This is a genomic window from Modestobacter sp. VKM Ac-2983, assembly GCF_026967885.1.
Classification (GTDB): domain Bacteria; phylum Actinomycetota; class Actinomycetes; order Mycobacteriales; family Geodermatophilaceae; genus Modestobacter.
Genome location: NZ_JAPVBK010000001.1, coordinates 352,968 through 377,192, shown reverse-complemented (window position 1 = coordinate 377,192; position 24,225 = coordinate 352,968). Strand labels below are relative to the sequence as shown.

Here is a 24,225-nt window from a genome sequence, read left to right as displayed (position 1 = left end):
GCAGTCGCCGCTCGTCGCGGCGGCCGGAGGCTGCCCGACGAGCGGCGACCCAACGGCTCAACGCAGCCGGGGCACGGCTCCTGGCCGCGGTGTCACGCGGAGCGTGACGATGCAATGAGCTCCGCGATCTGCACGGTGTTGAGGGCCGCGCCCTTGCGCAGGTTGTCGTTGCTCACGAACAGCGCCAGGCCACGGTCGCCGTCCTGCCGGATCCGGCCGACGAAGCTCGGGTCCTTGCCGGCGGCCTGCAGCGGGGTCGGCACGTCGACCAGCTGCACGCCCCGTGCGGCCGACAGCAGCTCGATCGCCCGGGCGACGCTGAGCTCACGGGCGAACTCGACGTTCAGCGACAGCGAGTGCCCGGTGAACACCGGCACGCGCACGCAGGTGCCGGAGACCCGCAGGTCGGGGATGCCGAGGATCTTGCGGCTCTCGTTGCGGAGCTTCTGCTCCTCGTCGGTCTCGAAGCTGCCGTCGTCGACGACGGAGCCGGCCATCGGGAGCACGTTGAACGCGATCGGCGCGACGTAGACGGCGGGCGCCGGGTACGCCACGGCCGACCCGTCGTAGGCCAGCTCGTCGGCCTTCTCGACGACGGCGAGCGCCTGCCCGTGCAGCTCGCGGACGCCGGCGACGCCGGAGCCGGACACCGCCTGGTAGGTGCTGGCCACGATGCGGGTCAGCCCCGCCTCGTCGTGCAGCGGCTTGAGCACCGGCATCGCGGCCATCGTGGTGCAGTTCGGGTTGGCGATGATCCGACCCTCGGCGGCGAGCGCGATGTCCCCGGGGTTGACCTCGCTGCAGATCAGCGGGATTGCCGGGTCGCGGCGGAACGCCGAGCTGTTGTCGATGACGGTCACGCCGGCCGCTGCGAACCGGGGCGCCTGCGCGCGCGAGGTCGTCGCGCCGGCGGAGAACAGCGCGACGTCCAGCCCGGTCGGGTCGGCGGTGGCGGCGTCCTCGACGACGACCTCGCCGTCGCCCCAGGGCAGCGTGCTGCCGGCCGAGCGGGCGGAGGCGAAGAACCGGATGGAGGCCAGCGGGAAGTCCCGTTCGGCCAGGATGGAGCGCATCGCCACGCCGACCTGACCGGTCGCGCCGACGATGCCCAGGTGCAGCGGGCGGCTCATCGTCCGGTACCTCCGTAGACCACTGCCTCGCCCTGCTCGGAGCCGAGGTCGAACGCGTCGTGCACCGCGCGGACGGCGAGGTCGACGTCGGTGTCCCGGCAGACGACGGAGATGCGGATCTCCGAGGTGCTGATCAGTTCGAGGTTGACCCCGGCGTCGGCGAGCGCGCCGAAGAACTTCGCCGAGACCCCCGGGTGCGAGCGCATGCCGGCGCCCACCAGGGAGACCTTGCCGATGTGCTGGTCGAAGCTGACGTCGGTGTAGCCGACCGTGTGCTTGACCCGCTCCAGGGCGGCGATGGCGGTGGGGCCGTCGCTGACCGGCAGCGTGAAGGAGATGTCGGTCAGCTTCGCCTCTGTGGAGACGTTCTGCACGATCATGTCGATGTTGACCTCGGCGTCGGCGAGCACGCGGAAGATCTGCGCTGCCTCACCCGGGCGGTCCGGCACCCCGGAGACGGTGATCTTGCCCTCGCTCCGGTCGTGCGCGACGCCGGTGATGATCGCCTGTTCCACGGTGAGGTCCTCCATCGAGCCGGCCACGATCGTGCCGGGGAGCTGTGAGTAGGAGCTGCGGACGTGCACCGGGATGCCGTACCGGCGGGCGTACTCGACGCAGCGGAGCATGAGCACCTTCGCCCCGGAGGCGGCCAGCTCGAGCATCTCCTCGTAGGTGATGGTCTCCAGCCGCTTGGCGTTCGGCACGATCCGCGGGTCGGCGGTGAAGACGCCGTCCACGTCGGTGTAGATCTCGCAGACGTCGGCCCGCAGCGCGGCCGCGACGGCGACTGCGGTGGTGTCCGAGCCGCCCCGCCCGAGGGTGGTGACGTCCTTGGTGTCCTGGCTGACGCCCTGGAAGCCGGCGACGATGACGATCGAGCCGTCGTCCAGCGCATCCCGAAGCCGGCCCGGCGTGACGTCGATGATCCGCGCCTTGCCGTGGCTGGAGGTGGTGATCACCCCGGCCTGCGAACCGGTGAACGACCGCGCCTCGTACCCGTGGGTCGAGATCGCGATGGCCAGCAGCGCCATCGAGATCCGCTCACCGGCGGTCAGCAGCATGTCCAGCTCGCGACCCGGCGGGTTGGCGGTGATCTGGCTCGCCTGGTCCAGCAGTTCGTCGGTCGTGTCGCCCATGGCGGACACGACGACGACCACGTCGTCGCCGTTCTTCTTCGCCTCGACGATGCGCTCGGCCACACGCTTGACGCGCTCGGCATTCGCGACGGAGGAACCGCCGTACTTCTGTACCACCAAGGCCACGGGCCCAGGCTACCGGCGTGGCGTGGTCGGCCCGACGTCCGCACGGCGCGTCGCCCTGGTCTCGGCCCCGCGCCCGCAAGCTCTGCGCAGAGTCCGACCGTCCACCGCAAGACCGTGCCCCCCTGCGCGTCACCGCCGCAGGTCCTCCGCGAACCGCCCCCGCAGTGTGGCTGCCCCCCGGGCGAGTTGTGCTCTGGTGCAGCAGTGCAGCCAGAGCACAACTGCTGGCGACCTGCCTCTCCCCGCCCACACGGTGGGCGGCGTCCACAGCTCTCGTCCGGGGTCCGATCACCGGGCGGGTGAGCCGACACGCTCGGCAGGTGTCAGCGGCCCAGCCCGAGAACGAGCCCCAGCCCCAGCCCAGGACCCAGCCCGAGACCGAGACCGAGACCGAGACCGAGACAGCGCCGGTGGGTGTGAGGGTCGATGTGGCGGGGATGCTGCGGCGGGTGCGGCGGCTGGCCGACATGTCGCAGCGCGAGCTGGCCGAGGCCAGCGGCGTCTCTCGGGACCGCCTGAGCCGCGCCGAGGCCGGCCGCGGTGACCTGCGCGTGGGCGAGTTCGCCGGCATCGTGTCGCTGGCCCGGCTGCGCCTGGTCCTGCTGGACGCCCAGGGGCAGGAGGTCGCACCGATGTCCGCGGCCGCCGTCCGGGACCGGGCCGGACGGCGGTTCCCCGCGCACCTGGACACCCGGCACGGCGACGAAGACTGGTGGTCCGGCCCGCACCGGCACACCCGGAGCCAGCCGGAGGTCACCTTCGACCGGGACTGCCACAGCCGGGACTCCTGGCGCTGGCAACTGGGCACCCCGGACGACCACCAGGTGCACGGCCCCGGCGACTCCCTGGCGGAGCGGGCCGCTGCACGGGGGTGGGCGGCGCTCCTGCGCCGGCGGGAGCGGCGGGAGGCCGCGTGGCGAGCGTGGCTCGGGTCCGGCGATCCGGGCGGCCCCGACTGGGGCACCGGCTGCACCTGCCCGCCCGGGTGCGAGTACGTCGAGGAGTCCAACGAGGACCTCGGGCACGCATCGGCCTGCGCCTGCGGCTGCGACGTGGCGTGACCCGCTGCTACCGTTGCCCCGTGCGCGGCAGCCTCCTTCTTATCAGCCGCGGCGAGGCCCTCTCTTAGGTCGGCTCCCTCGCCGCGGTGATCGCGCGTCCCCGGGCGCCAGCTGACCGCATCCCGGAGCTGTCCGCAGCCCGCCAGAGGAGCCCCCCGTGAACGAGAACCACCCGCACGCCCGCAACCCCCAGCGCCCCTCGCCGATGCCGATCGGCAAGTACGCGCCCTTCGCCCCCGTCCCGCTGCCCGACCGCACGTGGCCGGAGACGACCACGACGGCCGCCCCCCGCTGGTGCGCCGTCGACCTGCGCGACGGGAACCAGGCGCTGATCGACCCGATGACCCCCGAGCGCAAGCGGCGGATGTTCGAGCTGCTGGTGCGGATGGGCTACAAGGAGATCGAGGTCGGCTTCCCGGCGGCCAGCCAGACCGACTTCGACTTCATCCGCGAGCTGGTCGAGGACGACCTGGTCCCCGACGACGTGACCGTCCAGGTGCTCACCCAGGCACGGGACGAGCTGATCGAGCGGACCTTCGAGTCGCTGCGCGGTGCCAAGCAGGCGATCGTGCACCTCTACAACTCGACCTCCACGCTGCAGCGCCGGGTCGTGTTCGGCCAGGACCGCGCCGGCATCACCGAGATCGCCGTCCACGGCGCACAGCTGGTGCGCAAGCTGGCCGAGCAGGCCGGGGACACCGAGATCCGCTTCCAGTACTCCCCCGAGTCGTTCACCGGCACCGAGCTGGACTTCGCCGTCGATGTCTGCAACGCCGTCACCGACGTGTGGGAGCCGACCCCCGACCGGCCGACCATCCTCAACCTGCCGGCGACCGTGGAGATGGCCGAGCCGACGGTCTACGCCGACCAGATCGAGTGGATGCACCGCAACCTGGGCCGCCGAGACTCCGTCGTGCTGAGCCTGCACCCGCACAACGACCGGGGCACCGCCGTGGCCGCCGCCGAGCTGGGCCACCGCGCCGGGGCAGACCGGATCGAGGGCTGCCTGTTCGGCAACGGCGAGCGGACCGGCAACGTCGACCTGGTGACCCTGGGCCTGAACCTGTTCAGCCAGGGCATCGACCCGCAGATCGACTTCTCCGACATCGACGAGATCCGGCGCACCGTCGAGTTCTGCAACCAGCTGGGTGTGCACGAGCGACACCCCTACGGCGGCGATCTGGTCTACACCGCGTTCTCCGGGTCGCACCAGGACGCGATCAACAAGGGCTTCGCGGTGATGAAGGCCGACGCCGAGGCGGCCGGCACGAGCGTCGACGAGATCCCGTGGGCGGTCCCCTACCTGCCGATCGACCCCAAGGACGTCGGTCGCAGCTACGAGGCCGTGATCCGGGTGAACAGCCAGTCCGGCAAGGGCGGCGTCGCCTACATCATGAAGACCGAGAACCACCTCGACCTGCCGCGCCGGCTGCAGATCGAGTTCAGCGCCGTCGTCCAGCGGCACACCGAGGACGAGGGCGGCGAGGTGACCGCCGAGCAGATGTGGACGGCCTTCTCCAACGAGTACCTGCCCGACGCCGACGCCCCCTGGGGCCGGTTCGCCCTGAGCGGGCACGAGCACACCGCGTCCGGCGCCGGCCCCGACGAGCTCACCGCACAGCTCGTCGACGCCGGCGTGCCGCACACGGTCCGCGGCCGCGGCAACGGCCCGATCGCGGCGTTCGTCGACGCGCTGTCCAGCGTGGGCGTCGACGTCCGCGTGCTCGACTACGCCGAGCACGCGCTCTCCTCCGGCGGCGACGCCCGGGCCGCCGCCTACGTCGAGTGCGCCGTCGGCGAGCGGGTGCTGTGGGGCGTCGGGATCGACGCCAACATCGTCACCGCGTCACTGCGGGCGGTCGTCTCCGCGGTGAACCGGGCTCAGCGGTAGGACCCGAGCCGTCCGGGTGCCGGGGACACCGCACCCGGACGGCTCAGCGACGAGGTCCCGGCGCCTGCTCGTCCACCGCCCGGTCGCTGGCTTCGTCCACGGCCTGGTCGTCCAGCCCGTCGCCGTCGCCGACCTGCGTCTCCGGCCCCTGGTCGGCCGGCGCGTCCGCCGGCTCGTCGCCACGCCGGCCGCGCTCCCCCGCCTGGACCTCCTCGCCGCGAGGGGCCACCCCGAGCTCGTCGACGAAGAGGTGCTCTGCGGCGACGTGCCGGCGCCGGTAGGCGATCCGGCTGACCATGTGGGCGTTGACCGGCGCGGTGATCATCTGGAACACCGCGACGAGCAGCAGCATCCAGGTGACCGACCAGCCGGTGAGCCGGATCGCAGCTCCGACCATGATCAGCAGGACGCCCATGACCTGCGGCTTGGTGCCGGCGTGCATCCGGGACAGCACATCGGGGAAGCGCAGCAGGCCGACCCCGGCGGTCAGGCAGAGGAACGCGCCCACGAGCAGGCAGGCTGCGGCGATCCAGTCGGACACCGAGTCGAAGTCGTTCACGATCTCCGCCCACCCTCACGTCGCTCGATCTGCTCAGCCGCGGGCGAGCCGCCCAGTTCGTCGTCGTCCGCCCCCGTGCGCAGCAGCATGCCGCCGACGTAGCGCACGACGGAGATGGCGCCCACGAAGACCAGCAGGGCGACGACCACGAGCACCGGGACGACCGTGGGGTCCCGCTGCAGGGCCGCGTGCACCGCGAGGCCGACCGCCACGATGACCAGGATGGAGTCCGTGGCCACCACCCGGTCCAGCAGCGAGGGACCCAGCGCCAGGCGCACCATCGCCAGGACGGCGCCGAGCCCCAGCATCCCGTAGATCAGCACCGCCACCACGGTCATCGGGCGGTCTCCGCGACGGCGGGGGCGGCGGGCCCCTGGGGTGGGTCCTGGTCCAGCCGGGCGATGTCCTCGGCGGACCCGAAGGCGCGCACCACCCGTCGCTCGGTCGCCAGCACCTCTGCGCGCTGGCGTTCGACGTCGTCCTCGCCGCCGACGTCCAGCACGTGGACGCCCAGGGTCATCCGCCGCCGGTCCAGGTCCAGCACCATGGAGCCGGGCACCAGCGTCAGGGTCTGGGAGATGACGCTGAGCAGCAGGTCGGAGTCCGTGCGCAGCTGCACCAGCAGGACCGCGCTCTGCCGGATGCCGCTGGGGCGCAGCGTCTGCCAGGCGACCTGGGCGCTGGAGACGCTGAGGTTCACCAGGAAGTGACCGAGGAAGTACAGCGCCGGGACCAGGTGCAGCCGGGCGCCACCGGTGACGGGAGGCAGCGGGAGGAGGACGGTCACCGTCAGGGCGACCAGCACCCCGGTGATGAGGTTCGCCCAGGACCAGGTGCCCCAGAGCAGGTTCCAGATCAGCACCAGCCAGACGAGCAGTGGCGCCCGGAGCCGCAGCCGGCGGATCGGGGAGTCGACGGTCATCCGTTCCCCTCCTCGCCGTAGACGGCCTCGATGTAGGGCGTCCGCTCCCGCAGGTCACCGGCGGCCCGCTCGGTCATCCCGTACAGCGGCCCGGCGATCACCGTGAGGCCGACGGTCAGCAGCACCATCGTGGTGGTGGCCGCCACCATCACCGCCGGCAGCGGGCGCGTCGACGGCCGGGAGTCCTTCGCTCGACCACTGGGCTGCCCCTCTCCCCCGACCGGATCAGCCGTCGCCACCGCGACGTGCCGCTGCCAGGCGCCACGGCGTCCGGTCCGGCGGGCGGTGGTGGTGGAGGTCGCCCCACCGGCCAGCGACTCGGGCACGGGCAGGGGCTCGTCGGCCGGCTCGTCGCCGCCGGGGGGGGCGTCCTCGGCGTCGTCCGGTCCGGCGTCATGAGCTGCGGCGGCGGCCGTGTCCGCCGAGGCAGCCTGCGCCGGCGGCCGCCAGAACGACCGGGTCCAGACCCGCGACATGGCCACCAGGGTGAGGAGGCTGGTCACGACCGCGCCGCCGATCAGCACGTACACCTGCCAGCCGCCGACGGCGACCCCGGCGTCCAGCAGTCCCACCTTGCCGATGAAGCCGGAGAACGGCGGGATGCCGGCCAGGTTCATCGCCGGCACGAAGAAGAGCACGGCCAGCAAGGGGGACGCCGTGGCGAGCCCGCCGAGGCGGGCCGTCGACGTGGTCCCGCCCCGCCGCTCGATGAGCCCGGCGACCAGGAAGAGGGTCGTCTGGATGGCGATGTGGTGGACGACGTAGAAGATGGCACCGGCCAGGCCGGCCGTGGTCGCCAGCGCGATCCCGAAGACCATGTAGCCGATGTGGCTGACCAGCGTGAAGGACAGGATCCGCCGGATGTCGCTCTGCGCCACCGCGCCGAGGATGCCGACCAGCATGGTGGCCAGAGCGGCCCACATCAGCACGTCGTCGAGCGCACCACCGGGGAACAGCAGGGTCTGGGTGCGGATGATCGCGTAGACGCCGACCTTGGTCAGCAGCCCGGCGAACACGGCGGTGACCGGGGCCGGCGCGGTCGGGTAGCTGTCGGGCAGCCAGGCCGACAGCGGGAAGACCGCCGCCTTGATGCCGAAGGCGATCAGCAGCAGCGATTGCAGCATCAGCTGGGTGCCGGCGGGCAGCTCGCCGAGCCGGATGGCCAGCTGGGCCAGGTTGACCGTGCCCGTCGCGGCGTAGACCAGCGCGATCGAGGCGAGGAACAGCAAGGAGCTGAGCAGGCTCACCACGACGTAGGTGATGCCGGCCCGGATCCGCGGGGCGGAGCCGCCCAGGGTGAGGAGGACGTAGCTGGAGGTCAGCAGCACCTCGAAGCCCACGTAGAGGTTGAACAGGTCCCCGGCCAGGAAGGCGTAGCTCACACCGGCCATCAGGACCAGGAACGTCGGGTGGAAGATCGACAGCGGCGTCTCCTCGTCGCCGTCGGCCGTGCCCTGGCCCACGGCGAAGACGAGCACGCCGAGCCCCACCGTGCTGGCCACCACCAGCATCAGCGCCGAGAGCCGGTCGACCACCAGCATGATCGCCACCGGGACCGGCCAGTCGCCCACGGCGACCGCAGCCGCCCCCTCAGCGTCGGCGATGAGCAGCAGGGCGACCGACACGCCCACCACCGCGGCCAGCACCACGGTGCTGACCGCGCGCTGGATCCGCGGGTGCCGGCCGACCAGCAGTGCGGCGGCGGCCCCGAGCAGGGGCAGCAGCACCGGCAACGGCGCGAGGTCGCCGATCACTGCTCGCCCCGCCGGGTCGGTGGGAGCGCGATGTCGTCGGAGGCGAACTCGCCGTACCGGCGCGCCAGCTGGTCCTCCACGTCGACGTCGGAGTGCAGGGTGTTCCCCTTCCCGGCCGGACGGTCCTCCGGGGGGAGCTGGTCGGGGTCCATGTCATCGGCGTCCATCCCCTGCCGCGCCGCGACCCGCCGGTCCTCCTCGTCGATCTCGACGACCTCCTGCCGGACCAGCCGCCAGGACCGGTGCACCATCGCCAGCAGGAACGCGGTGACGCCGAAGGTGATGACGATGGCGGTGAGCACGAGGGCCTGCGGCAGCGGATCGCTCATCTCCGCGGGCTCGGCGTACCCGAACAGCGGGGCCAGCCCGGCCGGGCCGCTCGCGGACAGCAGCAACAGGTTCGTCGCGTTGCCGAGCAGGATGAAGCCCAGGATCACCCGGGTGAGGCTGCGGTCCAGCAGCAGGTAGACACCCGCCGCGTAGAGGCCGCCGATCACGACCGGCAGCACGATGGTCGGGGTCATCGGGCGATCACCTCCTCAGGCTCGGCCGTGATCGGGTCCTCCTCGTCCTCCTGGCGGTCCTGCTCGGCGCCCAGGCTGCGCAGCACGTCCAGGACCAGGCCGACGACGATGAGGTAGACGCCGATGTCGAAGAACAGCGCGGTGGGCAGGCTCACGCTGCCGAGCACCGCCACCTCGGCCGAGAAGTAGGCGGACTCGAGCACCGCACCACCCAGCAGCAGGCTGGCCAGCCCGGTGCCGCCGGCCAGCAGCAGACCGCTGCCGAGCAGCACGCCCGGCGACACCCGGGCAGCCTCGCCCAGCTCGTAGCGGCCACCGGCCAGGTACCGGAGCACCAGGGCCAGCCCGGCCACCAGTCCCCCGGCGAACCCGCCGCCGGGCTGGTTGTGCCCGGAGAACAGCAGGAACAGCGAGAACACGACGATCGGGTGGAACAGGAACCGGGTGGCCACCTCGAGCACCACCGAACGCCGCTGGGGCGCCAGCGTCGAGCTCGCCGGGAGCCACCGGCTCTTGGGCGCCCGCCGGGCCGTGCCCGGGTCGTCCCCGGCGGTGTCCTCCTCGTCCGGCCGGTCCACCCCACCGGTGCGGCTGCGGAGGAAGACCAGGCTGGCCACACCGGTGGCCGCCACGACCAGCACGGAGAGCTCACCGAGGGTGTCCCAGGCCCGGATGTCGACCAGGATGACGTTGACGACGTTCTCCCCGTGCCCCTCCTCCAGCGCGAGCTCGGGGATGTCGGTGGAGACCGGGGTCGCCGTGCGCGCGCCGAGCGCCGCGGCGCCGACACCGGCCATGAGCAGACCGATGCAGAAGGCCAGCACCGCCCGGCCGGTGCGCTCGGCGGGGCGGTGCCGCTCGCTGATGTCCGCGGGGAGCTTGCGGAGCACCAGCACGAAGACCACCAGGCTCAGCGTCTCGACCAGGAACTGGGTCAGCGCGAGGTCCGGGGCGCCGTGCAGCACGAAGAGCAGGGCCAGGCCGTAGCCGGTCACGCCGACCACGAGCACCGCGGACAGCCGCTGCTGGAGCGGGATCGCCACGACTGCGGCGATGACCACCACCGCACCGACCAGCGCCTGCAGGGGCGTGTCCCAGGCCCGCCACTCCTGCGGCCAGGGCGCCTGGAAGAGCAGCACCGACCCGGGAAGCGCCACGACGACGACGAGGATGGTGCCCAGGTAGGCCGGCAGCGACCCGCGCTGCGTCGTCCCGGTGACCAGGACGGCGATCCGGTCCAGTGCCTGCAGGACGTTCCAGTAGCCCTCGTCGGCCGAGGCGCCCACGGCGAGCCGGTTCTGCAGCCGCCGGAACGGCGTCCGGAGGGCGAACAGCGCCGCGCCACCGAGCAGGGTCACCGCGGACAGCGCCAGCGCCGGCTGGAGGCCGTGCCAGAGCGCCAGGTGCTCGGCTTCCGGGGCGATCAGGGTGAGGGTCTCGGCGTAGGCGGCCACCAGGTGGTCCAGCACCGGGCTGGCCGGGCCGGCCACCAGGCCGGCGAGCGCCAGGACGGCGGGCGCGGCGAGGAACAGCGGTCCGGGGTGGTGCTCCAGCTCTGCCGGCGCGGTCTCCGGCAGGCCCGGCTTGCGCGCGAAGGCCCCCCACAGGTACCGGGCGCAGTACGCGGCGGTGAACACCGACCCCAGCACCAGCCCGACCAGGACGACGACGGCGCTGACCCGGTCGGGCAGCCCGCCCTCCCACAGGGCGGTGAACGCCGCCTCCTTGCCCACGAAGCCCAGGAACGGGGGCAGCCCGACCAGGCTCGCGGCCGCCAGCGTGGCGATGCCGGCCAGGACGGGCATCCGCCGTCCGAGGCCGGAGAGCAACCGCAGGTCCCGCACCCCGGTCGCGTGGTCGATCACCCCGACGGAGAGGAACAGCGTCGACTTGCTCAGCGCGTGCGCGATGGTCATCGCCAGGCCGGCCGCGGCCAACTCCTGGCTGCCGGCGCCGACCAGGGTGATCAGGAAGCCCAGCTGGCTGACCGTGCTGAAGGCCAGCAGGAGCTTCAGGTCGTTCTGCCGCAGTGAGCGCCAGCCACCGATCAGCATGGTGGCGACGCCGAGCCCCAGCACGACCGGCCGCCAGCCGGGGACGTCGGCCAGGCCGGGGGCGAGCCGCGCGACCAGGTAGATGCCGGCCTTCACCATCGCCGCGGCGTGCAGGTAGGCGCTGACCGGGGTCGGCGCCTCCATCGCGGCCGGCAGCCAGAAGTGGAAGGGCACCATCGCCGACTTGGTGACCGCACCGGCCAGGACGAGCATCGTGCCGGCCACCATCACCGCGCCGCTGCCCGGGGCGGTGACGATCTCCGACAGCAGGCGGCTGCCGCTGGCCGAGGAGATCATCAGCAGCCCGACGAGCATCGCCAGGCCGCCGGCGGTGGTGAGCAGCAGCGCCTGGCTGGCCGCTCGACGTCCGGCCAGCTTGGCTCCCGAGCCGCCGATGAGCAGGAACGAGAAGACGGTGGTGAGCTCCCAGAAGACGTAGAGCAGCAGCACGTCGTCGGCCAGCACCAGGCCGAGCATGGAACCGGCGAAGGCGGTCATCACGCCGGCGAACCGGCCGACGCCCTCCTCGTCGGGCTCGAAGTAGCGCGCGCAGTAGACCAGCACCAGCGCGCCGACCCCGGTGACCAGGGCGGCGAAGGTCAGCGCCAGCGCGTCCAGCCGCAGGGCGAACTGCAGGTCCAGCGCCGGGATCCAGGTGAACGTCTCCCGGACGTCTCCCCCACCGACGACGGTGCCCAGCTGGGTCAGCGCCCACCCGAACGCGGCGGCCGGGACCAGGGCGAGGGCCAGGAACGCCTGTCGTCCCCACCACCGCACGAGCAGCGGAGCTCCGACCGCGGCGAGGAGGTGGAGCAGGAGCAGCAGGCCCAACGGGTCCCTTCCGGTCGGTTCTCAGGCAGGCGGGCAGCGAGCACGCCGGTCGATCAGCGCGTTCGAGCGTTGTGCCCCATCCTCCTGGGCGCCGCCGGTCGCGGCGAGTCGAACGGCCACCTCCGGGGCCCGCCGTGAGCTGTCTCATGGCGGGGCCCCGGAGGTGGTGCCCGGTCAGGCGTCGGCGACCTCCGCCGCGGCCAGCCAGTCGGTCTCGACCTGTTCCTTCTCCGCCTGCAGCGCCTTGAGCTGGGCGTCGAGCTCGGCCGCCCGGCCGTAGTCGGTGGCCGCTGCGGCGAGCTGCTGGTGCAGCTTCTTCTCGTCGGCGTCCAGCTTGAGCATCCGGCGCTCCAGCCGGGAGGCCTCCTTGCGGGCAGCCCGGGAGTCCGCCGCGCTGTGCGCCGGCGCCGAGGAGCTGCCCACCGGGGCCGCGGCGCCGGACCCGGGCAGCGCGGCCTCTCCCGCGGCACGGCGCCGGAGGTACTCCTCCACCCCGCCGGGCAGCGCAGCCAGCGAGCCGTCGCCCATCAGCGCGACCACCGAGTCGCAGACCCGGTCGACGAAGTACCGGTCGTGGCTGACCACCAGCACGGTGCCGGGGAAGCTGTCGAGCAGGTCCTCCAGCGCGGTGAGCGTGTCGATGTCCAGGTCGTTGGTCGGCTCGTCGAGCAGCAGCACGTTGGGCTCGGCCATCAGCAGCCGCAGCAGCTGCAGCCGGCGCCGCTCGCCGCCGGAGAGGTCGCCCACCGGCGTCCACTGCCGGTTGGCGGCGAACCCGAACCGCTCGGCCAACGTGGACGCGGAGATCTCCTGGTTGCCGATCTTGGCGATCCGGGCGACGTCCTGCACCGCCTCCAGCACCCGCTGCCGAGGGTCGAGCTCGGTGACGTGCTGGGACAGGTACGCCGCCGACACCGTCTGGCCGACGACGACGCGCCCGGCGTCGGGGTGAGCCTCGCCGACGAGCAGCTTGAGCAGCGAGGTCTTGCCCGCGCCGTTGACGCCGACGACGCCGATCCGGTCGCCCGGACCGACGTGCCAGGTCAGGTCGCGGAAGAGCGTGCGCTCCCGCGGCCCGCCCGGGTCGGCCGGACCCGCCGGGTCCTCGGCGTCATCACCGCGGCCGCGCACCGTGTAGGTGACGTCCTCGACGTCGTAGACCGTCTTGCCCAGCCGCCGGGCGGCGAAGCCGGCCAGCGCCATGGTGTCGCGGGCGGGCGGCTCGTCGGCGATCAGCGCCTGGGCCGCCTCGATCCGGAACTTCGGCTTGCTGGTGCGGGCCGGCGGGCCCCGGCGCAGCCAGGCGAGCTCCTTGCGCACCAGGTTGAGCCGCCGCTCCTCGGTCACGTTGGCGATCCGGGACCGCTCGGCGCGGGCCAGCGTGTAGGCCGAGTAACCGCCCTCGTAGGCGTGCACGTCCCCGTCGGCGACCTCCCACGTGGTGGTCGAGACCTCGTCGAGGAACCAGCGGTCGTGGGTGACGACGATCAGGCCGCCGGTACGGGCCTTCACGTACTCGGCCAGCCAGGCCACGCCCTCGACGTCGAGGTGGTTGGTCGGCTCGTCGAGCACCAGCAGGTCCAGCGGGCGGATCAGCTGGGCGGCCAGCGCGACCCGGCGGCGCTCCCCGCCGGACATCGGGGCGACCGGGGAGTCCAGCCCGATCCGGTCCAGCTCCAGGCCGGTGAGCACCGAGCGGACGGCCGCGTCACCGGCCCACTCGTGCTCGGCGGCGAACCGGGACGGGGGCAGCACGACGTCGCGCACCGTCGTCCCGGGCGGCAGCGTGCCGGTCTGGTCGAGGACGCCCATCGCCAGGTCGCTGCGGCGGGTGACCCGGCCGGAGTCGGGCTCCTGGGTGCCGGTGAGGACGCCCAGCAGGGTCGACTTGCCCCCGCCGTTGCGGCCGACCACGCCGATCCGCTCACCGGCGGCGACCCCGAGGGAGACGTCGTCGAGGATGACCGTCGTGCCGTGTGCCTTGTGCACCCGTTCGAGGTTGACCAGGTTCAGGGGTGCGCTCATCACCACCCAGCATCCCAGGTCCGCCGGGCCGGCTCCCGCCAGCCCGCGGCGGCCGGGTCGTCAGCGCCGCCAGAACAGGTGGTGGGTCACCCCGCTCGGGCTGGGGACGACCTCGTGGTGGAACCGGTCGACCAGCTCGTCGGGCGACGTCCACAGCCGCGACCCGGCGCCGAGCTCGACCGGTGCCACGGCCACGTGCACGGTGTCGACCAGGTCGGCGTCCAGGAACTGCCGGATGGTGGTGGCTCCCCCGCCGAGCCGGACGTCGCGACCGTCGGCCGCCTGCTTCGCCTGCTCGAGGACCGCGGCCGGTTCGCCGCTGACGAAGTGGAACGTCGTGTCCGACAGCGAGAACGAGGGCCGCTCGTGGTGGGTCAGCACGAACACCGGCGTGTGGAACGGTGGCTCGTCCCCCCACCAGCCCTGCCAGTCGTGGTCCTGCCACGGTCCGCGCTGGGGCCCGAACTTGTTCCGGCCCATGATCTCGGCACCGATGTTGCGCCCGAACTCACGCATGAAGTGGTCGTCCAGGCCACGCGTGCCGCCGGGCTCGGTGCGGTTGGGCCAGCTGGCGGTGGCGAAGGCCCAGGCGCCCAGCACCGCCGGGTCGGCGTGGCCGAACGGCCGCTCCAGGCTCTGGTGCTCCCCCGCACCGAACCCGTCGCTGGAGAGCATGACGTTGTGGACCCTGAGCAGCTGCTGCACGGGAGCCTCCTCTGACGTGGTCGCTGTCAGCCCAGACCCCCGCGGACCGGAGAAGTCATCGCCGTCCGCTCAGGCGAGCCGGGTGACCTCCACGGTCACGCTGGAGCCCTCGCTCCGGGGGCCGGAGAAGATGCCCTTGAGCGGCGGGACGTCGGAGTAGTCGCGCCCCCGGGCCAGGGTGACGTGCCGGGGTCCGATCGCCACCGAGTTCGTCGGGTCGTAGCCGGACCACCCGCCGTCCCACCACTCCACCCAGGCGTGGCTCTCCCCGGTGACCGACTGCCCGATCACCGCCGCGGGCTGGGGGTGCAGGTAGCCGGAGACGTACCGGGCCGGCAGGCCCAGGGCGCGGAGCAGGCCCACGGAGACGTGCGAGATGTCCTGGCAGACGCCCTTGCGGTGGGTCCACGCCTGCATCGCGTTGGTCTTCACGTTGGTCGAGCCGGTCAGGTACTCCATGTGCTGGTGCACGAAGTCGCAGACGAGGTGTGCGGCCTCGCGGGGCCCGGCGTCCCCGACGACGGCCCGCACCTCGGCGACCACCGGGTCGTCCATCGCGGTCAGCGCGGTGGCGCGCAACATCTCCCCGTACCGGTCGCGCAGGTCTGCGGTGGCGAGGTCGGCCCAGCCCACCGCTTCCGGGACGTGCGGCTCCGGCCCGGCCTCGACCTCCGAGGTGGCCTGCACGACGAGCTCGGTGTGCGGGCCGTGGGTGTCGAAGGCGGTGACCGTCGCCCCCCAGTAGTCGCGGTAGGCGTGCACCGTGGCCAGCGGCTCGATCTCCACGCGGGAGCGGAGCGTGGTCTGCCGGCTGCTGTTCTCCGGGGTCATCCGCGCCTCGTTGTAGGAGGAGCGGACCGGCCCGCCGTAGCGGAACGCGCTGCGGTGCACGACCTGCAACCGCCAGCGGTCCCCCGGGACCCGCGCCGGGCCGGACTCGACCTGCGACTGCGACTGGCTCTGGCGCTGCGGCACCGCGCTCACCCCACGCCTTCCGGCACCCAGACCTGCGGCGCCTGCTCGGTGAAGAACCGGTTGGTGACCGCCTCGCTGGCCGCCGAGCAGGTGCGCTGGAGCTCGTCGAGCCGGGCCGGCAGCCGCGCCAGGATCTCGTCGGTCTGCATGAACTCCAGCATGGTCCGGGCGCGGCCGACGATCCGGTGGGCCTCGCCGGCGACGCCGATCCGGTGGCCCTCGCGCACGTTCACCCGCTCCAGCTCGGCCAGGCACCCCTCCGCGCGCTCCAGCGAGGCGAACACCGAGCGCGGGAAGAGGCGGTCCAGCAGCAGGAACTCCGCCGCACGGCTGGAGTTCACCGCTCCCCGGTAGGTGCGCAGGTAGGGCTCGTACGCGCCGGTCGAGCGCAGCACGAGGGTCCAGGACGGCGCGGCGTCGCCGGCGAGCACCCGGGTGGACAGCATCCGGGCGGTCATGTCGACCCGCTCCAGCGACCGGCCCAGGACGAGGAACAGCCAGCCCTCGTCGCGGCTCATCGTGGCGTCGGCCAGGCCGAAGACCATCGCCGAGCGCTCCCGGACGAACCGGAACATCGAGTGCGGGCCGTACCGGCGGGCCATGGTCCGCTGCTGGGGCAGGGCGTTGTGGGTGACGTTGAGCGACTCCCAGATCTCCGCCGAGAGCACCTCACGAGCGCCGCGGGCGTTCTCCCGGGCGGCCGACAGCGCCCCGGTGATCGAGCTCGGGCTCGCCCGGTCGAAGGCCAGGGTGGCCAGCACCCGCTCGGTGTCGGCCTCCTCGGGCGGGCAGGGCACCCCCATCAGCGCCAGCAGGTTGGCGCAGGCCTTCTGCTCGTCGATCCACGGGTCCTCGACCAGCCGCTGGGTGTGCACGTCGAGGATCCGGGCGGTGTCGTCGGCGCGCTCGACGTAGCGGCCGATCCAGAACAGCGACTCCGCGATCCGACTCAGCACCACGCACCGTCCTTCGGCCCCGCCCAGAGGCTCGCCCCGAGCTTGCGAGGGGTGAGGGGGGCGGGGTCCTTCAATTGCTGCTGTTGCTGGGACTGGGCGAGGGCGTCCTCGTTGGGGGGCCCCGGGTCCTGGGCGGGTGGCTCGACGGGCAGGTCCTCGGTGGTGAACTCGATCCGGGTCACGTCGTGCTCGGGAGCAGGATCCACCGCCGGCCGCGGCGGGGTGATCACCCAGGTGTCCTTCGAGCCCCCGCCCTGGCTGGAGTTGACCACCAGCTCGCCCTCGGGCAGCGCCACCCGGGTCAGCCCGCCGGGCAGCACCCAGACGTCGGTGCCGTCGTTGACCGCGAACGGCCGGAGGTCGACGTGCCGCGGGGCGATCCGGCCGTTGATCAACGTCGGGGACGTCGAGAGGCCGATCGGCTTCTGCGCGATCCAGTCCCGCGGGCTGCTGCGGACCTTGACCGCGAGCTCCTGCAGCGTCTGCTCGTCGGCCCGAGACCCGATCACGATCCCCTTGCCACCGGAGCCGTCGACCGGCTTGAGCACCAGCTGGTCGAGGGAGGCGAGCACCCACTCGACGGTGTCCGGGTCGTCGAGCCGGTGGGTCTCGGCGTTGGCGAGCACCGGCTCCTCACCGAGGTAGTACCGGATGAGGTCGGGCACCCAGGTGTAGAGCAGCTTGTCGTCGGCGACCCCGTTGCCCACCGCGTTGGCGATCGTCACCCGGCCGGCGCGGGCGGCGTTGAGCACCCCGGCGCAGCCGATCACCGAGTCGGAGCGGAAGTGCACCGGGTCCAGGAACTCGTCGTCGATCCGGCGGTAGATGACGTCGACCCGCTGCTGGCCGTCCGTCGTCCGCATGCTGACCTGGCCGCCGGAGCAGACCAGGTCCCGGCCCTCGACCAGCTCGACGCCCATCTGCCGGGCGAGCAGCGCGTGCTCGAAGTAGGCGGAGTTGTAGACGCCGGGGGTCAGCAGCACCACCGTGGGGTCGGTGACCCCGGTCGGCGCCGACGCCTTGAGCGCGGTGAGCAGCCGGCCCGGGTACTCCGCGACCGGCTGCACCCGGTGGTCGCCGAACAGCTCCGGCAGCACCGAGGTCATGGCCGCCCGGTTGGTGATCACGTAGCTGACCCCCGAGGGCGACCGGAGGTTGTCCTCCAGGACCAGGAAGTCACCGGCCTCGTCGCGCACCAGGTCGATGCCGCTGACGTGCACCCGGACGCCGTTGGGTGGGACCAGCCCGTGCGCGGCCCGGTGGAAGTGAGCGCTGGTGGTGACCACGCTGCGCGGCACGATGCGGTCGGTGAAGACCTCGCCGGCGCCGTAGACGTCGGCCAGGAACGCCTCGAGGGCACGCACGCGCTGGGTGACCCCGCGCTCGATCACCGACCACTCCTGGTGGCCGATCACCCGCGGCACGATGTCCAACGGAAAGGGCTGCTCCTCCCCGGCGTGCGCGAAGGTCACCCCGGCGTCGCGGTAGGTCTGCGAGAGGACGTCGGCCCGTGCGGCCAGCTCCTCCCCCGACATCGGCTGCAGCGAGCTGAACAGGCCGGTGTAGGGGGCGCGGGGCTGTCCGGGAGCCGAGAACATCTCGTCCCACTGCTCCCCGAGCGGGTAGCCGTCGAAGAGGTCCGCCATGGGACGAACCTAGACAGGGCGTGTGTCCCACGCGTTTCGACGCCCGGAGGCGACGTGCTGGAACGGCCCCCTCGCAGGGACCCGCCGCGAGCCTGCGAGTGGTGGGGGGCGAGGGGGTCCTTCGACTTCCTCAGGCCGAGGCGCGCCGGACGAGCGAGGTCTGGCACACCCGGGACTCCGCCGCCTCGCCCACGCCCTCGATCTGGCGCAGCAGCAGCTCGATGAGCAGCGGGGTCATGTCGGTCAGCGGCTGCGCGATCGTGGTCAGCGGCGGGTCGCACCGGGCGGCGACGGCGGCGTCGTCGAAGCCGACCACGGCGACGTCCTCGGGCACCCGCCGGTCGGCGGCGCGCAGCGCACGCAGTGCGCCCACCGCCATGGGGTCGGAGGCCACGAAGACCGCGTCGAGCTCGGGTTCGCGGGCCAGCAACGCCTCCATCGCCCGGGCGCCACCGACCTCGGTGAAGTCGCCCTCCTCCTCCAGCTCCGGGTGCAGCTGCCGCCCGGCGGCGACGATCGCGGCGCGGTGGCCGGCGAGCCGGTCGACCCCGGCGATCATGTCCATCGGCCCGGTGATCGTGGCGATCCGGCTGCGGCCGGAGGCGATCAGGTGCGCCGTGGCCGCCTCGGCGCCGCCCCGGTTGTCGGCGTCGACGTAGGCGACCGCGCGGTCGTCGAAGGGCCGCCCGCACATCACCAGGGGCACGCCGGCCTCGGCCAGGTTGTCGGGCAGCGGGTCGTTGCTGTGCACCGACATGAGGATCACGCCGTCGACGTGCCCGCGGCGGGCGAACCGGCCGATCTTCTGCTGCTCCCGCTCGTCCTGGGCGGTGAGCAGCACCAGGTTGAGGTCGGTGTCGGCCAGTGTCGCGGAGACCCCGCGCACGATGCTGGCGAAGAAGGGGTCGGAGAAGACCTGGGTGTTGGGCTCGTTGAGGACCAGCGCGATGGTGTCGGTGCGCCGGGTGACCAGGCTGCGGGCCATCCGGTTGGGCACGTAGCGGAGCTCGGCGATAGCCGACCGCACCGCCGCCCTGGCCTCCGGGCTCACCCGCGGGGAGTCGTTGACCACCCGCGAGACCGTCGCCCGGGACACGCCGGCGAGCACGGCGACCTCGTCCAGCGTCGGCGACGCCGGCCGCGTGCTCATGTCGGTCATGGGTCTCCAGTGCTCTGAGGGTCGCGACCATGGTGCACCGTGAGAGCGCTCCCGCATAGCCCTGGACCGTTACCCACCCGTTACTTGACAGCCACCTGTGGCCCAGACCACTCTGTGCGCCACGGCCGTGAGAGCGTTCTCACGCACCCGGTGGACGATGCAGCGGAGCACGCGTCCCGGGCCGACCCAGGAGGTCAGATGTTCCATTCCACGAAGAGCAGGGCGGCGTGGGGAGCCGCCCTGGCCGCGGTCCTGCTGACCGCCGGCTGTGGTGGCTCGGACGACGCGAGCGCCGACGCCGCCGACTACGACCCCGATGCCCCGGTCACCCTGACCGTCGGCACGTTCGGCACCATGGACCTGGACAACGCGGGGCTCTACGACGAGTACATGGAGCTCCACCCGAACGTCACGATCAAGCAGAACAACGTCGCCCAGTCCGCGGCCTACTACAAGTCGCTGCAGACCCGGCTGGCCGCCAACTCCGGCCTCGACGACGTCCAGGCCCTGGAGATCGGCTTCATCGCCGACGTCGTGCGCAACCACGCCGACGCCTTCGTCGACTTCGCCGCCGAGGAGAACGCCGACGAGCTGGAGGGCAACTTCTACGACTGGAAGTGGGGCCAGGCCTCCACCGCCGACGGTGAGACGATCGCCCTCGGCACCGACATCGGCCCGCAGGCGATGTGCTACCGCAAGGACCTCTTCGAGCAGGCCGGCCTGCCCACCGACCGGGCCGAGGTCGCCGAGCTATGGCCGACCTGGGAGGCCTACATCGAGGTCGCCGAGCAGTACATGGCCTCGCCGACCAAGCCCGCCGACAGCGCGTTCGTCGACAGCCCGGCGAGCATCTTCTCCTCCTCGGTGTACCAGGGCGACCTGGCCTACAACGACGAGGAGGGCAACCCGATCCCGGCCGAGAGCGACGGCGTGCAGCAGGCGTGGGACTACGCCAGCCAGGCCGCCGACGAGGGGCTGACCGCCAACCTCAGCCAGTTCGGTGACGAGTGGAACGCCGCCTTCTCCAACGGTGCGTTCGCCACGATCGCCTGCCCGGCGTGGATGCTCGGGTACATCAACTCCCAGATGGGCGAGACCGGGGCCGGCCTCTGGGACATCGCCCCGCTGCCCGGCGCCGACGAGAGCGCCAGCAACTGGGGCGGCTCCTTCCTCGCCGTCCCGGAGGACGGCCCGAACGCCGAGGCGGCCAAGGACCTCGTCGAGTGGCTGACCGCCCCGGAGCAGCAGGTGAAGATGTTCACCCGCGCAGCGCACTTCCCCTCCAGCCCGCAGGCGGCGGAGGACCCCGAGGTCGTCGGCGCGACCAACGAGTACTTCAACGGCGCCCCGACCGGCGAGATCTTCGGTGAGTCGGCGGCGAACATCCAGCGCACCCCGATCGGCCCGTACGACACCCAGATCCAGGAGGCGTTCACCACGGCGCTGACCGACATCGCCTCCGGCGGTGCGGACCCCGACGAGGGCTGGGACAACGCACTGAAGGCCGCGCAGCAGGCAACCGGCGGCTGAGCCTGCGGCTCAGCACAGCGCAACGCCGACCGGACGCGGTGCCCGGGAGCGTCACCCGCTCCCGGGCACCTGCACCGGCCCCCGCCGTCCCGGCCCGCTCGTGCCCCCGGGACCCGCCCGGCCCGATCCGCGCCCACCGACACCGTCGAGGACACTGCATGACCATCGCGAGTGGCACCGTCCGGGAAGCGGCGATCGCCGCACCCCCTCCGGCCCCCGCCGCCACCTCCCCCGCCCGCCCGCGCAAGCGCCGGCAGCTGACCCGCAACCGCTGGGGCTACGCCTACGTCGCACCGTTCTTCCTGGTCTTCGCGGCGTTCAGCCTCTACCCGTTCATGTACACCGCCTGGGTCTCGCTGCACGAGACGAGCCTGTCGAACATCAACGGCGGCACCTGGGTGGGGCTGGAGAACTACCGCGACCTGCTGCAGAGCGAGTTCTTCTGGAACGCCACCCGCAACACCTTCACCATCGGGATCCTGGCCACGGTGCCGCAGCTGTGCATGGCCCTGGGGCTGGCGCACCTGCTGAACTACAAGCTCCGCGGCCGCACCTTCTTCCGCACCGTGATGCTGATGCCCTACGCGACGTCCATCGCCGCAGCGACGCTCGTCTTCTCCCAGCTCTTCGGCCGCGACTACGGCCTGATCAACACCATGCTGGAGGCCGTCGGCCTCGAGGCGATCGACTGGGAGGCCGGGACGGTCAGCAGCCAGGTCGCCATCGCGGTGATCGTCACCTGGCGCTGGACCGGCTACAACGCACTGATTTACCTGGCCGCGATGCAGTCGATCCCCGGTGAGCTCTACGAGGCCGCGGAGATCGACGGCGCGAGCAAGTGGAAGCAGTTCCTGCACGTCACGATCCCGTCGCTGCGCCCGACGATCCTGTTCACGATCGTGGTCTCGACCATCGGCGCCGTCCAGCTGTTCGGTGAGCCGCTGCTGTTCGCCGGCAACGGCACCACCTCCGGCGGCGCCTCGGGGCAGTACCAGACGCTCGGCCTGCTGATGTACCAGCAGGGCTGGAGCAACTTCCACATCGGTCAGGCAGCCACCACGGCCTGGGCCATGTTCATGATCATCCTGGTGATCGTGGGGGTCAACGCCGTCATCGGCCGCCTCCGCAACCGGGCAGACCGGTAGGAGACCGGCATGGCGACCCTCGCTCCCCCCGTCACCGAGACCGGCCGGCACGCACCGCCGGCGGCCCCCGCGGCCCGCCGCCGCGGCCGCCGTGGCGGCAGCAAGGCCGGCAAGCCCGGCCCGGTCACCTACACGCTGCTGACCCTGGTGGCGCTGGTGTCGATCTTCCCGCTCTACTGGACCCTGGTGGCGGGTTCGCACACCAACGCCGAGATCGCCGCGACCCCGCCGCCGTTCCTGCCCAACGCCAGCCTGTTCGACAACTTCCAGGCAGCCCTCGAGCAGGCTCCGATCGGCAAGGCGATCCTCAACTCGGTCCTGGTCGCCGGCAGCATCACCGTCGGCACCGTGCTCTTCTGCACGCTGGCCGGGTTCGCCTTCGCCAAGCTCCAGTTCCGCGGCAAGGGCGTCCTGCTGGGTCTGGTGATCGGCACGATGATGGTGCCGACCCAGCTGGCGGTGATCCCGCTGTTCATGATGATCGCCGAGCTCCAGTGGGTGAACCAGCTGCAGGCGGTCATCCTGCCCACGCTGGTCAGCGCCTTCGGCGTCTTCTTCATGCGGCAGTACCTGATCTCCGCGCTGCCCAACGAACTGCTGGAGGCCGGCCGGGTCGACGGCGCCTCGACCTTCCGGATCTTCTGGTCGATCGTCGTCCCGGTCGCCCGGCCGGCGATGGCGGTGCTGGCGATGCTCACGTTCCTCACCGCCTGGAACGAGTTCTTCTGGCCGCTGATCGCGCTGACCACCGCCAATCCGACGGTGCAGGTGGCCCTGGCCGGACTCGGCTCGGGTTACGTGCCGCAGCGCTCGGTGATCATGGCCGGGACGCTGCTGGGCACCCTGCCCGTCCTGATCGTCTTCACGATCCTGGGCAAGCAGATCGTCGGCGGCATCATGCAGGGCGCGGTGAAGGGATGACCCGCTGCGCAGCTCCGTCCTCCCCTTCCTCCCCCCTCTCGAGAGGTGCCTGACCATGGCCACCGTGTCCTTCCAGCAGGCCAGCCGGATCTACCCCAAGGCCGAACGGCCGGCGGTCGACGCCCTGGACCTGGAGATCGCCGACGGCGAGTTCCTGGTCCTGGTCGGGCCCTCCGGGTGCGGCAAGTCCACCTCGCTGCGGATGCTCGCCGGGCTGGAGGAGGTCGACACCGGCTCGATCGTGATCGGCGACCGGGACGTCACCGACTCCCCGCCCAAGGAGCGGGACATCGCGATGGTGTTCCAGAACTACGCCCTCTACCCGCACATGACGGTGGAGGAGAACATGGGCTTCGCGTTGAAGCTGGCCGGCATCTCCAAGGACGAGCGCGCCACGCGGGTGCGCGAGGCGGCGAAGATCCTGGACCTGGAGGCCTACCTGTCCCGCCGGCCCAAGGCCCTCTCCGGCGGCCAGCGCCAGCGGGTGGCGATGGGCCGGGCGATCGTGCGCAACCCGCAGGTGTTCCTGATGGACGAGCCGCTGTCCAACCTCGACGCCAAGCTGCGGGTGCAGACCCGCACCCAGATCGCGGCCCTGCAGCGCCGGCTGGGCACCACCACCGTCTACGTCACCCACGACCAGGTCGAGGCGATGACCATGGGCGACCGGGTCGCGGTGCTCAAGGACGGCGTCCTGCAGCAGTGCGACACCCCCGGCGAGCTGTACGACCGGCCGGCCAACGTGTTCGTCGCCGGCTTCATCGGCTCACCGGCGATGAACCTGGTCACCGGGGACGCGGTGGACGGCGGCGTCCAGGTCGGCGGCGCGGTGCTGCCGGTGCCCCGCGACCAGCTGACCCGGGCCGCCGCGAGCAACGGGAAGGTGACCGTCGGGTTCCGCCCCGAGGCCGTGCGCCTGGCCGGCCCCGGCGAGGGCCTGCCGGTGCGGGTCGACGTGGTGGAGCAGCTGGGCTCGGACGCCTTCCTCTACACCTCGCTGGCCGACGCCCCGGACGACGTCCTGCACTCTGCCGACCTCGTGGTGCGCACCGAGCCGCGGTCGGGCGTCACCACCGGGCAGCAGCTCTGGCTGAGCACGGACCTGCGTGCCCTGCACGTGTTCGACGCCCAGACCCAGCAACGGGTCGACTGACGAAGGACCCCCCTGCCCCCAC

General features: G+C 72.4%; 20 protein-coding genes. 6 read left to right on the top strand and 14 right to left on the bottom strand.

The genetic code is table 11. The annotated features are described in order from the left end of the window. Positions 1-92: 92 nt before the first annotated feature. Positions 93-1,130, bottom strand: coding sequence for an aspartate-semialdehyde dehydrogenase (locus O2W18_RS01705; RefSeq protein WP_269185853.1), 1,038 nt, complete (start codon positions 1,128-1,130; stop codon positions 93-95). Beyond that, complete coding sequence (locus O2W18_RS01700; RefSeq protein ID WP_269172303.1) at positions 1,127-2,392, bottom strand: aspartate kinase; 1,266 nt, start codon at positions 2,390-2,392, stop codon at positions 1,127-1,129. The genes O2W18_RS01705 and O2W18_RS01700 overlap by 4 nt, the downstream gene beginning before the upstream one ends. Positions 2,393-2,829: 437 nt before the next feature. Between O2W18_RS01700 and O2W18_RS01695 the strand changes: the two genes are divergently transcribed. Together O2W18_RS01695 and leuA are read left to right on the top strand one after the other, a co-directional pair. Beyond that, positions 2,830-3,453 carry a helix-turn-helix domain-containing protein gene (locus O2W18_RS01695; protein ID WP_269185852.1) on the top strand — a complete coding sequence of 208 codons (624 nt, stop codon included), beginning with the start codon at positions 2,830-2,832 and terminating at the stop codon, positions 3,451-3,453. A gap of 157 nt (positions 3,454-3,610) precedes the next feature. Next, on the top strand, positions 3,611-5,344 hold the full coding sequence (gene leuA / locus O2W18_RS01690) for a 2-isopropylmalate synthase (protein WP_269185851.1): 1,734 nt from the start codon (positions 3,611-3,613) through the stop codon (positions 5,342-5,344). Positions 5,345-5,387: 43 nt separating this feature from the next. Here leuA and mnhG read toward each other — a convergent pair whose 3' ends face one another. From mnhG to O2W18_RS01630, 12 genes are all read right to left on the bottom strand, one after another. Then, positions 5,388-5,903: a monovalent cation/H(+) antiporter subunit G gene (mnhG, locus tag O2W18_RS01685; protein WP_269185850.1), complete on the bottom strand. Its 516-nt coding sequence runs from the start codon at positions 5,901-5,903 to the stop codon at positions 5,388-5,390. Beyond that, positions 5,900-6,241 carry a monovalent cation/H+ antiporter complex subunit F gene (locus O2W18_RS01680; protein WP_269185849.1) on the bottom strand — a complete coding sequence of 114 codons (342 nt, stop codon included), beginning with the start codon at positions 6,239-6,241 and terminating at the stop codon, positions 5,900-5,902. The genes mnhG and O2W18_RS01680 overlap by 4 nt, the downstream gene beginning before the upstream one ends. Continuing rightward, complete coding sequence (locus O2W18_RS01675) at positions 6,238-6,825, bottom strand: Na+/H+ antiporter subunit E (protein ID WP_269185848.1); 588 nt, start codon at positions 6,823-6,825, stop codon at positions 6,238-6,240. The genes O2W18_RS01680 and O2W18_RS01675 overlap by 4 nt, the downstream gene beginning before the upstream one ends. Beyond that, complete coding sequence (locus O2W18_RS01670) at positions 6,822-8,579, bottom strand: Na+/H+ antiporter subunit D (RefSeq protein ID WP_269185847.1); 1,758 nt, start codon at positions 8,577-8,579, stop codon at positions 6,822-6,824. Before O2W18_RS01670 ends, O2W18_RS01675 begins: the two co-directional genes overlap by 4 nt. Next, positions 8,576-9,103 (bottom strand): Na(+)/H(+) antiporter subunit C, encoded by a 528-nt coding sequence (locus O2W18_RS01665; RefSeq protein WP_269185846.1) that lies wholly within the window; start codon positions 9,101-9,103, stop codon positions 8,576-8,578. The genes O2W18_RS01670 and O2W18_RS01665 overlap by 4 nt, the downstream gene beginning before the upstream one ends. Continuing rightward, positions 9,100-11,988, bottom strand: coding sequence for a Na+/H+ antiporter subunit A (locus tag O2W18_RS01660; RefSeq protein WP_269185845.1), 2,889 nt, complete (start codon positions 11,986-11,988; stop codon positions 9,100-9,102). The genes O2W18_RS01665 and O2W18_RS01660 overlap by 4 nt, the downstream gene beginning before the upstream one ends. A 174-nt stretch (positions 11,989-12,162) precedes the next feature. Next, the gene (locus tag O2W18_RS01655) at positions 12,163-14,013 is read right to left on the bottom strand and encodes an ABC-F family ATP-binding cassette domain-containing protein (protein WP_269185844.1); all 1,851 of its coding nucleotides are present in this window, start codon (positions 14,011-14,013) and stop codon (positions 12,163-12,165) included. 60 nt (positions 14,014-14,073) lie between these two features. Then, positions 14,074-14,718 carry a dihydrofolate reductase family protein gene (locus O2W18_RS01650; RefSeq protein WP_269185843.1) on the bottom strand — a complete coding sequence of 215 codons (645 nt, stop codon included), beginning with the start codon at positions 14,716-14,718 and terminating at the stop codon, positions 14,074-14,076. Positions 14,719-14,787: 69 nt separating this feature from the next. Further along, positions 14,788-15,693, bottom strand: a complete 906-nt coding sequence (locus tag O2W18_RS01645) for a transglutaminase family protein (protein ID WP_269185842.1) — start codon at positions 15,691-15,693, stop codon at positions 14,788-14,790. Positions 15,694-15,698: 5 nt separating this feature from the next. After that, a complete protein-coding gene (locus O2W18_RS01640) occupies positions 15,699-16,652 on the bottom strand; it encodes an alpha-E domain-containing protein (RefSeq protein ID WP_269185841.1) in 954 nt (317 codons plus the stop codon). After that, entirely contained in the window at positions 16,643-18,295 is a 1,653-nt protein-coding gene (locus O2W18_RS01635; RefSeq protein WP_269185840.1) for a circularly permuted type 2 ATP-grasp protein, read from the bottom strand. Before O2W18_RS01635 ends, O2W18_RS01640 begins: the two co-directional genes overlap by 10 nt. Before the next feature lie 130 nt (positions 18,296-18,425). Beyond that, the gene (locus tag O2W18_RS01630) at positions 18,426-19,454 is read right to left on the bottom strand and encodes a LacI family DNA-binding transcriptional regulator (protein ID WP_269185839.1); all 1,029 of its coding nucleotides are present in this window, start codon (positions 19,452-19,454) and stop codon (positions 18,426-18,428) included. Positions 19,455-19,652: 198 nt separating this feature from the next. On the opposite strand from O2W18_RS01630, the gene O2W18_RS01625 reads away from it, so the two are divergent. From O2W18_RS01625 to O2W18_RS01610, 4 genes are all read left to right on the top strand, one after another. Continuing rightward, the gene (locus O2W18_RS01625; protein WP_269185838.1) at positions 19,653-20,984 is read left to right on the top strand and encodes an ABC transporter substrate-binding protein; all 1,332 of its coding nucleotides are present in this window, start codon (positions 19,653-19,655) and stop codon (positions 20,982-20,984) included. A gap of 158 nt (positions 20,985-21,142) precedes the next feature. Beyond that, positions 21,143-22,129: a carbohydrate ABC transporter permease gene (locus tag O2W18_RS01620; RefSeq protein ID WP_269185837.1), complete on the top strand. Its 987-nt coding sequence runs from the start codon at positions 21,143-21,145 to the stop codon at positions 22,127-22,129. 9 nt (positions 22,130-22,138) lie between these two features. Continuing rightward, on the top strand, positions 22,139-23,050 hold the full coding sequence (locus tag O2W18_RS01615; protein WP_269185836.1) for a carbohydrate ABC transporter permease: 912 nt from the start codon (positions 22,139-22,141) through the stop codon (positions 23,048-23,050). A gap of 55 nt (positions 23,051-23,105) precedes the next feature. Continuing rightward, complete coding sequence (locus tag O2W18_RS01610) at positions 23,106-24,203, top strand: ABC transporter ATP-binding protein (RefSeq protein WP_269185835.1); 1,098 nt, start codon at positions 23,106-23,108, stop codon at positions 24,201-24,203. The last annotated feature ends 22 nt before the right edge of the window (positions 24,204-24,225 follow it).

Bases quoted from the DNA above. Each gene is read 5' to 3' on its own strand.
- O2W18_RS01680 (WP_269185849.1), bottom strand. From the start codon at position 6,241: ATGACCGTGGTGGCGGTGCTGATCTACGGGATGCTGGGGCTCGGCGCC.
- O2W18_RS01630 (WP_269185839.1), bottom strand. From the start codon at position 19,454: ATGACCGACATGAGCACGCGGCCGGCGTCGCCGACGCTGGACGAGGTC.
- O2W18_RS01635 (WP_269185840.1), bottom strand. From the start codon at position 18,295: ATGGCGGACCTCTTCGACGGCTACCCGCTCGGGGAGCAGTGGGACGAG.
- O2W18_RS01695 (WP_269185852.1), top strand. From the start codon at position 2,830: ATGCTGCGGCGGGTGCGGCGGCTGGCCGACATGTCGCAGCGCGAGCTG.
- O2W18_RS01620 (WP_269185837.1), top strand. From the start codon at position 21,143: ATGACCATCGCGAGTGGCACCGTCCGGGAAGCGGCGATCGCCGCACCC.
- O2W18_RS01655 (WP_269185844.1), bottom strand. From the start codon at position 14,013: ATGAGCGCACCCCTGAACCTGGTCAACCTCGAACGGGTGCACAAGGCA.
- O2W18_RS01705 (WP_269185853.1), bottom strand. From the start codon at position 1,130: ATGAGCCGCCCGCTGCACCTGGGCATCGTCGGCGCGACCGGTCAGGTC.
- O2W18_RS01675 (WP_269185848.1), bottom strand. From the start codon at position 6,825: ATGACCGTCGACTCCCCGATCCGCCGGCTGCGGCTCCGGGCGCCACTG.
- O2W18_RS01625 (WP_269185838.1), top strand. From the start codon at position 19,653: ATGTTCCATTCCACGAAGAGCAGGGCGGCGTGGGGAGCCGCCCTGGCC.
- O2W18_RS01615 (WP_269185836.1), top strand. From the start codon at position 22,139: ATGGCGACCCTCGCTCCCCCCGTCACCGAGACCGGCCGGCACGCACCG.
- O2W18_RS01610 (WP_269185835.1), top strand. From the start codon at position 23,106: ATGGCCACCGTGTCCTTCCAGCAGGCCAGCCGGATCTACCCCAAGGCC.
- O2W18_RS01665 (WP_269185846.1), bottom strand. From the start codon at position 9,103: ATGACCCCGACCATCGTGCTGCCGGTCGTGATCGGCGGCCTCTACGCG.